At 41.3% G+C, this 14,245-nt stretch carries 14 protein-coding genes; all 14 read right to left on the bottom strand.

Going from position 1 to position 14,245, the window contains the following annotated elements; translation table 11 throughout:
• Nucleotides 1–21: 21 nt before the first annotated feature.
• Nucleotides 22–822, bottom strand: a complete 801-nt coding sequence (minD, locus tag K8O68_RS13865; protein WP_093049824.1) for a septum site-determining protein MinD — start codon at nt 820–822, stop codon at nt 22–24.
• 54 nt (nt 823–876) lie between these two features.
• Nucleotides 877–1,566 carry a septum site-determining protein MinC gene (minC, locus tag K8O68_RS13860; protein WP_230897454.1) on the bottom strand — a complete coding sequence of 230 codons (690 nt, stop codon included), beginning with the start codon at nt 1,564–1,566 and terminating at the stop codon, nt 877–879.
• Nucleotides 1,567–1,602: 36 nt separating this feature from the next.
• On the bottom strand, nt 1,603–2,127 hold the full coding sequence (gene mreD, locus K8O68_RS13855; protein WP_230897453.1) for a rod shape-determining protein MreD: 525 nt from the start codon (nt 2,125–2,127) through the stop codon (nt 1,603–1,605).
• Nucleotides 2,124–3,011, bottom strand: coding sequence for a rod shape-determining protein MreC (mreC, locus tag K8O68_RS13850; RefSeq protein WP_230897452.1), 888 nt, complete (start codon nt 3,009–3,011; stop codon nt 2,124–2,126). Before mreC ends, mreD begins: the two co-directional genes overlap by 4 nt.
• Nucleotides 3,012–3,025: 14 nt before the next feature.
• Complete coding sequence (locus tag K8O68_RS13845; protein WP_093049816.1) at nt 3,026–4,066, bottom strand: rod shape-determining protein; 1,041 nt, start codon at nt 4,064–4,066, stop codon at nt 3,026–3,028.
• Nucleotides 4,067–4,319: 253 nt separating this feature from the next.
• Nucleotides 4,320–5,006, bottom strand: coding sequence for a RadC family protein (radC, locus tag K8O68_RS13840; RefSeq protein ID WP_230897451.1), 687 nt, complete (start codon nt 5,004–5,006; stop codon nt 4,320–4,322).
• Between the two features lie 13 nt (nt 5,007–5,019).
• Nucleotides 5,020–5,577 carry a Maf family protein gene (locus K8O68_RS13835; protein WP_230897450.1) on the bottom strand — a complete coding sequence of 186 codons (558 nt, stop codon included), beginning with the start codon at nt 5,575–5,577 and terminating at the stop codon, nt 5,020–5,022.
• 101 nt (nt 5,578–5,678) lie between these two features.
• The gene (gene aspA, locus K8O68_RS13830; protein WP_230897449.1) at nt 5,679–7,112 is read right to left on the bottom strand and encodes an aspartate ammonia-lyase; all 1,434 of its coding nucleotides are present in this window, start codon (nt 7,110–7,112) and stop codon (nt 5,679–5,681) included.
• Nucleotides 7,113–7,140: 28 nt separating this feature from the next.
• Nucleotides 7,141–8,244: a hypothetical protein gene (locus K8O68_RS13825; protein ID WP_230897448.1), complete on the bottom strand. Its 1,104-nt coding sequence runs from the start codon at nt 8,242–8,244 to the stop codon at nt 7,141–7,143.
• 435 nt (nt 8,245–8,679) lie between these two features.
• On the bottom strand, nt 8,680–9,564 hold the full coding sequence (locus K8O68_RS13820; protein ID WP_230897447.1) for a hypothetical protein: 885 nt from the start codon (nt 9,562–9,564) through the stop codon (nt 8,680–8,682).
• A complete protein-coding gene (locus K8O68_RS13815; RefSeq protein WP_230897446.1) occupies nt 9,564–10,466 on the bottom strand; it encodes a PilN domain-containing protein in 903 nt (300 codons plus the stop codon). The genes K8O68_RS13820 and K8O68_RS13815 overlap by 1 nt, the downstream gene beginning before the upstream one ends.
• A gap of 3 nt (nt 10,467–10,469) precedes the next feature.
• Entirely contained in the window at nt 10,470–11,471 is a 1,002-nt protein-coding gene (pilM, locus tag K8O68_RS13810) for a type IV pilus biogenesis protein PilM (protein ID WP_230897445.1), read from the bottom strand.
• Nucleotides 11,459–12,238 carry a prepilin peptidase gene (locus tag K8O68_RS13805; RefSeq protein WP_230897444.1) on the bottom strand — a complete coding sequence of 260 codons (780 nt, stop codon included), beginning with the start codon at nt 12,236–12,238 and terminating at the stop codon, nt 11,459–11,461. Before K8O68_RS13805 ends, pilM begins: the two co-directional genes overlap by 13 nt.
• A 305-nt stretch (nt 12,239–12,543) precedes the next feature.
• Nucleotides 12,544–14,241, bottom strand: a complete 1,698-nt coding sequence (locus K8O68_RS13800) for a VanW family protein (protein ID WP_230897443.1) — start codon at nt 14,239–14,241, stop codon at nt 12,544–12,546.
• Nucleotides 14,242–14,245: the final 4 nt, after the last annotated feature.

Below are 14,245 nucleotides of genomic sequence, written 5' to 3'. Positions count from 1 at the left end.
GCTCATTTAAGCTGTTTTAGTTTATCCTCGTATTCCCAGAAAGTCCTTTACTTTTTTGAATACACCCTTCTTTTCATCGAGTGACATAAGGGGAACTGTTTCACCGGTAATGCGCCGACCGATGTTCCGGTAAGCAATAGAAGCTTTACTCTTTGGATCAGTTGCAATCGGCTCACCCTTATTAGATGATTTAATCACATCATCATCATCTATTACAATTCCAAGCAGATCGATAGCGAGAATAGACACAATCTCTTCGACATCCATCGCATCTCCGTTTTTCATCATATGAGGTCGAATCCGGTTAATAATAAGTTTCGGGGAAGAAATATGCTCTTCTTTTTCAATCAGACCAATTATTCTGTCAGCATCTCTCACTGAAGAAATTTCGGGAGTAGTAACTACGACCGCCTTGTCCGCTCCTGCAACCGCATTTTTGAATCCCTGTTCGATGCCCGCCGGGCAATCGATAAGAATATAATCATAATCCTGTTTTAACTCATCAACTAACTTTTTCATTTGCGACGGCTCTACAGCAGACTTATCTTTTGTCTGGGCAGCAGGAAGAAGATAAAGGCAATCAAATCGTTTGTCTTTAATTAACGCCTGATGAAGCCGGCAATCTCCTTCCACCACATCTACCAGATCGTAAATAATCCTGTTTTCAAGCCCCATCACCACATCTAAATTTCTTAGACCGATATCTGTATCTACCAGACAGACTTTTTTTCCGGCCAACGCAAGGGCTGTACCAATATTAGCTGTGGTAGTAGTCTTTCCTACGCCGCCTTTTCCTGAGGTCACAACAATGGCTTCTCCCATATTCTTCTCCCCTTTCTAGCAACCTTCTGATTACTCAATACTTCCCATTTGTTATTAAATTTCCATTGAAAGGCCGGGCCGTATTTTAGACAGTATCTGAAGTTTATCCAGAACCATTTCCTTGTCTTCATTCAGATAGGCACATTCGCCTTCTTCAAAACCGGAATTTTCTCCATTCTGTTCAGGTGGTCTGCGGATCATTGAAGCTATACGTAACTGGGAAGGTTTCATCTCCGCCGCACAGATAATAGCTTCTTCATTACCCTGGCTGCCTGCGTGGGCAATTCCCTTGAGACTTCCCATTATGTAGATATTTCCCGTCGCTTTAACTGTTCCCCCTGGGTTCACATCTCCGATCAGAAGCAGATCTCCTTTGAAGTCCAGTACTTGCCCTGATCTTATAACTTTAACCACTCTCGTTACCTGCATATTCTGTTTCATTTCTTCTGCTTCTTCTTTTGAAATAACTTCTGATTCAATTTCATTTATGGTTACATTCATCTCTTCTGAAAATAGACTTTCCAGTTCTTCAATTTGAAAACGGTCTAAATAGCGTTTGCCAACTACCAGTTTGGCGTTTACATGCTGAACAGATTCATTTGCTGACTCGGGCCTGTCGGAAAGGGTTTTCTGCAATTCCTCTTTAAGCGTTTCTATTGAACACTGATCATCCAGCAGAAAAGTTAAACCATCTTTTGTTCCTTTTATAATGACATGCTGGGACTTTCTCTGGTTACTTTTCACAATGCCTCCCCCCTCACTTTCCGGAAAATACGGCTATTAAACTAATTCATTAAACTTCTTCTCAAGGTACTGAAACCATAACCTTAATGGGTAAGTAAAAATAACCAGAAGCGTAAAATTCATAATCATAGTTGGAAGAAAACGGTCGTTAAAAAAAGTTTCATGGGGCATATCAGTCACCCCTAGTAACGTCATCATTCCAAACACGTAATATTCCAGCAACACAACACCAAACGTCACTGTGAGAATAGTCATTGCCACATTATCTTTTATAAAGGGGATTGAAATAGATAAAATATAAGCAATTAATCCCATTCCAAACGTGTATATACCAAGAATTTGAGAATACACAATATCATAAAAAACCCCAAACACAATTCCATAAAACAACCCGTACCCTCTTCCCCGGAAGATCCCGGTCAGTAAAATCAGCATAAACATCCACCGGGGAATTAACTGGTAAGGAAAACCATGCAGATCTGGTGCAAATATTTGATAAACCGTTCCTTCAACTATAAACAGAATAAACACTACAATAATTAAAGAATAACGAGCTATCATGAGTTATCCGCCTCAGCATCCGGGTTTATATCATCCTCAAGAGTCGGAGCCCCCCGCTCAACAACCATTACATAATCCAAATGATAAAAATTAGCTGAAGGTTCTATATAGGCCGTTTGGGTAAGCCCGTATTCATCATTTTCATAATCTACAATTTCTCCAATCATTAAGCCTTCAGGAAAAACGCCTCCCAAACCGGAAGTAGACACAGTTTGGCCTGTTTCAAGTTCAGCATCAATATCAAGTTTAGTAAACTGCAAATAGCCACTCTCATTATCAATGCCTTCTATGAAGCCATAAATACTTTCGTCCCCGTCTGCCATTGCTGAAATACGGTTTGTAATATCCTGGTCACTTAATAATTGTATTGATGATGAAAATTGCGAAACCTGTTTCACTTTTCCAATCAGCCCCTGGGATGTCATCACTGCCATATCTTCTTCGATGCCATCCTGTGCCCCTTTATTAATCCCTACAAGTTCATTCCATCTGTCGGGCGAACGGTGAATCACCATTGCTGACCGGACAGTATAGTCCATCAAATCTAAATCATCCTGAAGGTCAAGAGCTCCCTCAAGTTCTTCATTTTTTCTGCGCAATTGGTTCAACTCAACCTGAAGCGAAGCAAATTCATCCAAATGCGATTTTAACACTTGATTCTCAGTGTATAAATTTCTCATATCGCGCACGTTCTCAAAGAAACCCGCTGCCAAATGAGCGGGAATTGAAAATGCTGACTGAACCGTACCTACAGTATCTGCCACAAACTGTTCAGGCCATGAAAGTGTTTTTCTGTCACTCATGGAGTAACCGATTAGTGCGACAAGAATAATCATGCAAACTAATAAAATAATCAGCCGCTTGTTAGAAAAAAATGGAGACATCTGCGACACCTACTTTATCCTTTTCGATTTGAGCGTACGGATATTCCTGCTTTTGACCGGAATAAATGAAGGTTTTCCAGTGCTTTCCCCGTACCTACAGCTACACAATCCAAAGGATCTTCGGAAACAAGCACAGGCATATTTGTTTCATCAGCCAACACTTTATCAATGTTTCTTAACAGTGCGCCCCCGCCAGTTAATACGATCCCTCGATCCATAATGTCTGCAGCAAGTTCCGGAGGCGATTCCTCAAGTGTATCTTTTACTGCCTGGACTATTTGTGCTACTGTGTCAGCTAATGCTGCTGTTATTTCTTCTGAGTTTATTGTAATTGTTTTTGGAAGACCTGAAACGAGATCTCTACCGCGAATATCCATCTCGGCACCCGGCTCTGCTGTGCCGGCTGAACCCACTTCAAATTTAATTGCCTCAGCTGTGCGTTCACCAATCATAAGGCTGTATGTCTTTTTAATATAATGGACGATTGCATCATCCATTTCATCTCCTGCTACGCGGACGGACTGACTTGTTACAATACCGCCCAGTGAAATAATTGCCACCTCTGTCGTTCCTCCGCCTATATCAACAACCATGCTCCCTGTCGGCTCCCATACTGGAAGATTTGCACCGATAGCGGCCGCAAAAGGTTCTTCAATTGTATAAGCCTCACGGGCTCCAGCCTGCTTCGTAGCGTCTTCAACAGCTCGTTTCTCTACAGCAGTAATGCCGGAAGGTACACATACCATCACATTGGGTTTTCTCGTGAATACTGAGCGGGTCCGCAGAGCCTGCTGAATAAAATATTTCATCATGGTAGCTGTCGTATCAAAATCAGCGATCACACCATCTTTCATTGGTCTGATCGCCACTATATTCCCCGGTGTACGCCCTATCATATTCTTTGCATCGTTTCCAACTGCTTCAATTCCCCCTGTATCCGACCGCATCGCTACTACTGAAGGTTCTCGGAGAATGACTCCTTTACCTTTTACGTACACTAATGTGTTTGCCGTACCTAAATCAATTCCTAAATCCCTAGAAAATCCTGCGAACATCTATGTAATCTCCTCTCAAGGTCTAAAAAATTTATAATTAATAAAAAACACTCAAGTATGCTCTAAATGGAATTAAAAGTCCATAAGATTAATTATACTCAATCTTTTAAGAATTGAGTAGTATTTTCCATCATACTCAGTAAAATCCTCATTTTATCCTAACATAACAGGGGGAGTGTGTACATAATGGAAAGAGCGTTATTTCCAATTTTTATAAAGGGAGTTTAACACTGGGGGAGAATACATAGAAGAATTAAAGATAACCTTTTTCTTTTAAAGAACAGAATCTTTTATCACCGATAATAACATGGTCTAGCAGCTCAATTCCCAGCATTTTTCCGCATTCACTGAGCCGTTTAGTAACATCAATATCTTCCCGGCTTGGTCCAGGGTCACCAGAAGGGTGATTGTGCAGACATACGATAGAGGCAGCTGAATACCGGAAAGCTTCTTTAAATACTTCCCGCGGATGAACAATCGATGCATTCAGGCTTCCGATAAAAACGGTCTGTTTATGAACCACCTGGTTCTTGGTATTTAGATAGAGGCACACAAAATGTTCCTGCTGTAAGTGGCGCATCTCATCCATCATATAAAGGGAAACATCTTCCGGGGAACGGATCACATAACGATCTTCAGCTGGAAACTGCTTAATCCGCTTTCCTAATTCGAGTGCAGCCCTGAGCTGCACGGCTTTCGCTTCACCTATCCCGTGAATATCCATTAATTCTTTTATGCTGGCGTCTTTCAGCATTTTAAGCCCATTAAAATGCTGAATTACTCTTGCTGAAAGCTGAATAACTGATTCTGATCTGGTTCCGGAACCAAGTAAAAGCGCAATTAAATCCTGGTTGGACAGGGACTGAGGGCCTTCCCTCAGCATCCTTTCCCTTGGCCTCTCACTTTTTGGGACATCTTTAATCATTATCGACATAGCCATACAAGTCCTCCTTTTAATTAAATGACTTTAAAGCACGACTAACCTTTGCAATAGGAAGACCCACAATCGCAAAGTAATCCCCTTCCACTTTTTCAACGAATGTGGCCCCGAGGCCTTGGATGCCATACGCTCCTGCTTTATCAGACGGTTCTCCGCTTCGTATATAATTGTCAATTTCTTCATCTGACAGCGTATAAAACGAGACTTGAGCCTGGGCTGTAAAAGTTATTTCTTTTTCTGAGGATAATATAGCTACGCCAGTAAGAACCTGGTGTGTTCTGCCGGAAAGGAGGTGAAGTTTGGCTCTGGCATCTTCATCATTCGCAGGTTTACCCAGAATTGTTCCGTCAAGTGACACAATAGTGTCGGCACCTAAAATAACAGAATCTCTGTGATTTTTTAAAACATCTGCGGCTTTTTGGTAAGCTAATAAAGCGACTGTTTCTTCGGGGGAGTAATGATCAGGTACTGTTTCTTCAATACTGCTTGGAATAATAGAAAAAGAAAGGCGGGCTTGTTCCAGAAGCTGCTTTCTTCTCGGGGATTGTGAGGCTAATATGAAAGGTTTCATGCATGTCCCATCCTTTTTTTGAGAGATTATGAAAAGAGGAAGAGACACTTAATATTTTACTAAACTCTTCCTCTTTGTTCAAGCTGCATTCTGTGGGGGTGTTATTCTTCGCCAAAAATTAATTCTTTTGCTGCGATACCCGGATTAGTCATTTCTAATGGGTCAAGAATCCGGTCAAGTTCCTCTTCCGACAGGATTCCTCTTTCAATGCAAATTTCCCTGACCGGCCTGCCAGAGGAAATTGCTTCTTTTGCAATCCTTGCTGCTGTTTCATATCCAACGTGAGGGTTTATAGCTGTTATAATCCCTACACTATTTTCCACCAGCTGTTTGCAATGATAAATATTTGCTTCAATACCTTCTACTGCAAACTCTTTAAATACATTAATACCGTTTCTCAATATAGTAAAAGATTGCAGAAGATTAAATACCAGCACCGGCTCCATAACATTCAACTCAAGCTGGCCTGCTTCGGAGGCAAGGCTGATTGTGTGATCATTTCCTATAACCTGGAACGAAATCTGATTAACAACTTCACACATGACAGGATTAACTTTCCCAGGCATAATAGAGGACCCTGCCTGTCTCGGTGGAAGATTAATCTCATTAAAGCCGGTTCTCGGGCCGGAACTCATCAGCCTGAGATCATTGGAAATCTTGGATAGGTTGATAGCCAGAATTTTCATGGCTCCTGAAAGCTGAGTGTATGCATCCGTATTTTGTGTGGCATCCACTAAATTATCCGCACGATGAAAAGGCAATCCTGTTATTTCCGCAAGATTTTTAGTCACCTGATCGATATAGGCAGGCATGGCATTTAATCCGGTTCCTACTGCTGTCGCTCCCATGTTCACTTCATAAAGCTGGTCAACTGATTGCTTGACGCGTTTTAAATCCCTGGCGAGGAGCCTCCCATATGAACCAAACTCCTGTCCCAGCCTTATAGGCACAGCATCTTGAAGATGTGTTCTGCCCATTTTTATGACATGGTCAAACTCGTCTTCTTTTTTCTTCATCGTCTCAACTAATTCATTTAATGCTTTAATCAACCCTTGTGACAAATTAAGACAGGCGATATTAATTGCGGTAGGGAACGTGTCGTTTGTAGACTGGGCCATATTCACGTGGGTTGTAGGACTGACTTTTAAATACTCGCCTTTTTTACCGCCCAGAATTTCTATCGCCCGGTTAGCAATGACTTCGTTCGCGTTCATATTAAAAGACGTGCCCGCGCCGCCCTGGATACTGTCTACGATAAATTCTTCGTTAAACTCGCCAGCAATAACTTCGTCAGCTGCTTGAATAATTGCCTCAGCTATGCCTTTATTCAGTACACCAACTTTAGCATTCGCTTTAGCTGCCGCTTTTTTCACGTAGCCGAAAGCTTTTATAAGCTCTTCATGGGGAGGATACCCGGTGATTGGAAAATTTTCTTTCGCTCTAATAGTCTGTATGCCGTAATAGGCCTCTGCAGGGATCTTTTTTTCTCCCATTAAATCTTTTTCTATTCTTACTTGCGGTGAGGACGAACTCATAATTACCCCTTCCTTATCTGCATCTTTATTATGTGTGGTCTATGTCATTGTTATTTTCTATTTCTTTAATTAGCTTATCATAAATAATCATACCTCTAAGGAGTGAATCTTGAATTTCCCATGCAAAAGCATCTGAAAAGGTCCCGGCTGAATAGACTTCCATAACAGGTTCTGTCAGATCCAGCCATTGTGAAAGCAGTTCCTCTACGTCACTGTTGTTAGTCGAAAGGGCTTCATGTGATTGTTTCCAGGCTGCTCCGCTTTGGAAAAAAGCCGTGACGTCCTGATCAGCAGGGACTTGTCCTTCCATATTTTTAACCGACATCCTGGCAGCCAGCTCCATCCAATGCACACCAGCTGATAACACAGAATAAACGGAGTCCTCTATTTCGGCTTCAGACGTTTTAAAAGCATAAGGCTTAATATAAGTATCCTGATTATGCGCTTCCAAATGAGAGCCAATAACTTCAGCCGATTCCTTGCCGGAGGCGATCCCTAAAAATAAAAAATATGTCCCGTTATCTTCCATTAATACCGAAGGAAACCCTTTTGCTTTTATTACACCAGCCATCTCCTGCCCTTTTTCTTCGGTAGAAAACGCGCCGCCCTGAACTAACTGGAGGTCAAATGAAGGAAATGTCCTGAAATCATTCTCTGAACTGCCTGCAATTTCAGCCGGTTGATTAATTGACTGTGAAACTTCCTGCTCACTTTCTGCACTCGTATCATTACCAGACAATAAAGAAAGCAGCATTAACCCGAACGCGCTGCCAACAAGAACAGCGGCTGTGACAGACAAAAAAACAATATTTTTTAAAAAACTGAAAGAAAACTGGTCCCATGACGGGTTTTTCTTTTTCCTGTGTGTAGGAGGAAGCTTAGGACTCTGGTGACTTTTGCCATCATCCCAGAAAGGTTGCTGGGTATCTTCCAAAAATTGACGTTTCTTTTGTAAATTTACTATTTTTTTTGTCTCTTTCTCGTCAGACTGCCTTGCACTTAGTAAAGGTTCATACTTTTGCTGTACTTTTCCCGAATCCTTAGCTGCAGCTGTTTCGTTAAAATTATTTCGTTTTTCAACTTTCTTATACTTTCCGTCCAGACGAACGAGTACCTCTCTCTTATTAGTCACAATAAAACGCCGCTCCTTTCTTTTCGACCAGCTTTTATACCATTCTATTAACTGGACAAAAATGATAGAACAAGATTCAGGATTTTGCACCACGGAGTATTTATAAACAGCGATCTAAAAAAGAGATTAATTGCCGGATGAGATAAATAAGAATACTGGCTGGAAGAGGATAAGACAAAAGAAAAAATAAACCTTAAAAAACCTAAACCCAGGCAGGAAGTTTTTATTTTGAAAGTCGGTTAAATTTGTGTCGTCAAAACACCTCGCTTTCCTTAGGTAAAAACTCAGCCTTCTTGGCCATCCCAAACCACTGATCTCAGGGGTCTTCAGGGCGCACTTTTAACCAGAGAAGTCTGCGTGTTATGACGACACTTAAATCATTTAAGTATAAATTGTTCGTATTTTATAAACCAATCTCAATCCTGTTCGAGCCTTTTAAGGATCCTGGTATATTGGTGTTTCCTTAAATCCGGGATCTTCAAAAGGACCTGAGGGTTCATAATCTGCAAATACATGTTCCAGTTCTTTCAGATAATAAGCGCTCAAATATACATCCATATTTAATAAGGCCGTTTCGTCATATTCCTCTTCAAATAAAAGGTCACTTTCTGAAGGAGCATTAAACGACAGGGCATATATTTCAGTTAAGCGGGGCAGTTGTTCGATTTCATAGAGAAATTGGAACAGCTGCTCATATGTTTCTGCTTCTACAGAAAGGCCTGAAGTCATCCGGTTAACCTTTACACCGTCAGCCACCTCTACCGCACTTTTATCTGAGGGATCCCCTGTTGACAGGGAGGGACGATCCTTCTCATCTTCCATATGAAATTTCACGTCTACTTTTACATCGACATCTGTATCTTCTTCAAATCCACCGGTAACTCCTGCATTTTCCGGATTTCCAGTTTCATTAGTTATATTAAATTCCACTTCAGTTTCGATAGCAGGCTCTTCTGCTTCTTCCAGCTCATCTATGGCCGAAGCAGACAAAACGTCTTTTGAGAAAACGTAATGGTTTATTTGTGTATCAGACATTAGTTCAGCTTTTTCAAAATCCATTAACCAGTGGTCAATCCATGGTTTAACAGGAACCTGATGGAGCATGGATTGAATTTTAAGATCGGTATACTGCTTTTCCGGCCCGTCTGACTGTTTCAAAGTCTCTAAAACTTCCATCTCGTAACTAAGCTCTGTTTCTTTTTCTTCTATTCCCTGTTCCAGCGGCTGGATGACCAGAAAATAATAAGCAATGAGTCCAGCCAGCACAAGGACTGATGCAGTTATTAAAACTGTCTGGATGTGTCTGAAGGTTATTTTCATTAGTCATCCTCCCCAGTTTCGTCATCATTAAATACATCATCGTCATTAAAGAGGCTTTCTTCCTCTTCGTTTAAATCGTCTGAATCATTCAGCTCATTTTCTAAATCAAATCCATTATCTGAATTAAACTCAGTTCCACTATTAAATTCTGTCCCGGGATCGCCGTCATCTTCATTACCAGTATCAGTGTCCACATCTGAGCCGCTTTCCGTATCAAACTCAGTTTCTGGATCAGCTTCCTGCTCATACTCGCCAAATTCTCCCTGATCCTGAAGAGACCTTTCACTTTCCAATTGTTCTTCATAAGACCCCATAGCTTCATTCCAGTTTTCATAATCGTTAAATATATGCTCATATAAACGGATTGAGAAAGAAACATGGTATCTTGGCATTTCATCACCAGTGAAAGTCCCGTCGTCAGGAAGTAACTCTTCACCCTTTATTTCCTCAATGGTTGCTTCTTCTACTGCCGGGAGCTGATTTATTTCATGAAGATAGCTTGAGGCTCCTCTTTGCGTTTCAAATTGGGCCTTCAAATTTATATGGCCGGGGTTTTCAAACTGAAACTCAAGAAAAAAACCACGCTCCGGCAATTTGCCGACTAGGATGTTAAGCAAACTTGTTGTCGGGTTTCTTTGTGCCTCTAGTTTTTCTACCACACTCTCTAATTGTTCTGCCTCAGCGTCTGTACCGGCCACTTTGCTTCTTTCGGCTTCCTGATGCTCCCTCACTTCATCGGCCTGAGCAGTTAGTCTTTGCTGTTCTTTTAATAAATTTTGCTGATAAGATATGGCTAAAATAAATAAAAAGACTACAAGCAGAAGAAGCGCAACTGGCCCATAAATATAAAATAAACGTTTTCCGGCTCTTTTTTCGGGAAGTAAATTAATTTCAACAGACATTAGCTACACCTCTTTAAGACAAAGGCTTACAGGGAGAATAAATTGCCCAGGAAGATCCATATTAACCTTTGATAATAAATCAATAGATTTTTCAGTTTGTACGTCCATTTTAAGAGTATCTTCAAGCGACTTTTGAATAAACCATAATTTTGGATGATCGCCTGTTAGAAATAAATCTGCTTTTTTATTTTCACTCTTGTAATCCGCTATTCTCCAATAGTCAATAACTTGTTTCACTTCCTTTAGTGCCTTCAGTATGTCCCGCTCCACTTTTTCATCCTGCTTGCAAACCCACTGAACGAGGTTCTCCTCTGCTGTGGCTTCCCAGTCTTCTCTCCTGAAAGGTTGTGAATGATTACGCAAGAACACAGGTATATTATCTTTAAATATGCCTATATTAATAGAATTCATGTCCCATTCCAGTTGGATAAGTTCTTCTCCAGGCTCGTGCTCCTCTTTCTGCATGTAAAGACGATGCAGGGAAAGCGGTGCAATATCCGCAGCGGCAGGGGTAATTTTTGCCTTTTTGAAAAGAGCAGTATAGCTGTTAACTGCTTGTTCAGGAGCTGCGAACAGCAGAATATTTCTTAAATTATTCTCTTCATCTTCTTCCTCTTTATTTTCCAGCAAATGATAATCAAAGACAGCCCTATCAAAAGGCACATGAATAGTTGCCCCAGCTTCGCTTTGTATGTAGTCTCGTATATCCTGCTCTTTCAACCCTTTTGAAATCTTTGCAGCACCAAAGAAAAAAGAAGAATCCGGCACTAAAAAACACAGAGGTTTATGTCTGATCTTCCATTCTGCTGCACAGCCGGATAAGAACAGTTCAAAATTTTCTTTATCAATTATATTTCCGTTCTCTACCAGACCTTCAGGAAGAACTTTTTCATAATAATTAACTAATGAATTTGAAGAAGCTTCTCGTGTTACTACACTACGCAATATGTAATCCTTTATTTGCAGACTGACGCGAAATTTTTTCCTAAATGCTAAAACACCCATAATAGCCCTCCATGCATAAATACGTTTATATACCATTGAAACAGTGTGTCATGAAAAAAATAACTGAGCAGAGCCCCGGCTGCGATAAAGGGGCCAAATGGCACTGCTGTTTTCCGCTTCGCTTTTTTTAAAGCAATAGCTCCAAGTCCAAACATAGCCCCAATAAAGGAAGAAAGGAAAACAGTTAAAAGGACGCCTTGAAAGCCCAAGACCACCCCCGCTACCCCTATCAGTTTGATATCGCCTCCTCCCATACCTCCTTTAGAGAGAACAGCCAGCAAAAGGAAAAGAAGAAAACCAAAGGCAGCTCCCGCCACGCTGTCCCACCAAGGTGTTAAAGGTTCAATTATACGAAGAGGGACAATCAGACAGAGGAAAAAAATGAGAAACTTATCGGGGATCAGCATAGTCTCTAAATCCGACACACTTATTATTACTACTAAAGAAATAAACACTAAAGCAACGATCAGTTCAACTGTCCAGCCGACTATAAGCGGAGCTGATGTAAATAGGATGGCAGTAGACAATTCAAATAGAGGATATTTGCTGGAAATGCGAGAGGAGCAATTTCGACACCGGCCTTTCTGAAAAAGGTATGAAAAAACCGGAATAAGTTCAATCCATGTTAATCGATGCTGGCACGCCGGACAAAACGATGGCGGCTTAATAACAGACAAATTCTTTGGCACTCGCAACCCTGCCACATTATAAAACGAGCCGAGAACAGCTCCTGTTACAAACAAGTATACATGAAGCAGCACTTCCATGAATAGACGCCCTTTCCGAAATTTTGCAATTTTTATACAGCGGTAAAGCGGAGATTGAAAAGTCCTAAGAGACAGACAAGAGGAAGAGAAAGACAATTTATCGAGGAAGCGGGATAAGAAGCAGTATTGAAGTAAAGAGGGATAAGAAGTTATTTTACTATTAAGAAAGGTTCATTTTAAACACTTAAAAGAGACAGGATATACCATCGTTCCTATAATTAGGGGTGAAAGTTCAGGAGTCACTCTCTCATTAAACGGCAGAAAAGAAGGCAGTCCGGCATACTGCCTTCTTTATTTCTGACGCTCTAATATCCTTTTACCGGATGACTTTCTTCTTCATCATCAGGTAAATCTATTCCCGGACTCTCTTCAATACCTCCGTTCTGTTGTCTATTATCTTCTGGAGTCTCCGGATAACCGCTCTCATCCCTTGAACCAGGAGTGCCAGGTGCCCATCCGCTATCACCTTCACCACTGTCAAAGTTGAATCCTTCGTCATCCCATTGCCCTCCATCGCCTCTTCTGCCTGAACCTTCCTGTTGCCCTTCACCGTTAAATCCATCACTTTCAAAATCAAACCCGCCGCTTTCACCAAATGAATCATTTCCACCTTCTCTGTACTGGCTATCGTCTCCGTAACTGTCCTGCCAGCCGTCCGGGGAACCTCCTGGCCCAGGATCACCTTCACCGTTAAAACTGCCGTCAGAACCGTCGTTCCAAGGGTCTTCCCCCCACTCTTGACCGCCAGGCTGTCCTTCTGAAGAAGGAGATTCTTCTCCGCCCCCAGAGCCGTCAAAAAATTCATCATTTCCTGGTTCCGTCGGTTCTTCCTCTTCTTCAATAAAATCTTCTTTACTTCTCATTTCAACCCGATGAACAGGAGGGAAGTAATCTGAAGCCACATATTCAGCCTCATTGTTATCGTTTAGAGGGTTCACAATTGTACGGCTCAAACTGTAGGTAACCCCGTCAGAGCCTGGCTCTACAGTCTCAGTTGCTCCTTTTCCCAGTCTTTCAGTATAATGAACAACCGTTTTAGGCATTATCTCTTCCTGATTTTCAATATCCACCTCGATGAGATAAGGAAATTCTTCTCCAGTCAATTCAGCCTGCAATGAATTATTAACCACCTCAAATTCCATCACGTAAGTTGAAGGATTCGGGTTTTCAAATACTAAATCAAGCTGGTCACTTTGACTGATTTTAACGTCATACCCTAAAGGCATACTTTGATCCAGTGACTCACTTTGCGTTCTTTCGATTAAGTCAAAGTTACTGTGAAGAAGCAGCTCATAAATAGCAGAGCCAATGACGGATTTTGTTTTTTCATCTGTTAATTCAGTATTTACGTCCTGAAGAACTTCCAAAAGAGAAAAGGTGCTGTCTCCTTCGATCGCCACTGGGGAAAGTTCTGACGCCAAAACTTCCAGTTCAGGCGACCCGGGCGTTCTGTTTGCAACGTGTATAGAAGAGTTCGTATTTACCTGGTCATCATTAACATATTCATGAACGTTCACAACAATATCATGTGGCGGAAGAGCCGCCGCTTCCTTTTCCAAGTCGTTAAGTAAAGCTTCGGTATTTACGACAGTTTCTGTTTCTGAATACAACTTAAAAGATTCCAACACTTCAAGCAGATCCTGCTCATCTCCCGATACTTTGATTTCCCCGCTATTTGACTCTGCATTAATAAGTCTTTCTACAGTTGCATAGCTGTCAAAAGTCAGATCTTCAGTATTATAAGATTGTGATTGATCAAACCAGCGTAATTCAACGGCCCTTTCAGCTTGCCAGCCAGCTGTACGGGCATCAATCTTTTCAGCAGCCTGCTCCTGGGTCAGTCCGCTGATATCCATATCAGCTAACTGAGTTTGGGGCTCAAACTTTTCTTCTTCAAGCCATGTCGAATAAACCATCGTTCCGGAATAAGTAAATAAACTTAGAAAAATTAAGCTTCCTGTCAAAATAATTAAGGAAGACACAAACCATTGCCATTTTTTCATAAAT

The organism is Salipaludibacillus sp. CUR1 (assembly GCF_021028955.1).
GTDB lineage: Bacteria > Bacillota > Bacilli > Bacillales > Salisediminibacteriaceae > Salipaludibacillus.
The sequence above is the reverse complement of the archived record's forward strand: the minus strand, read 5'-3'. Positions and strand labels throughout refer to the sequence as shown.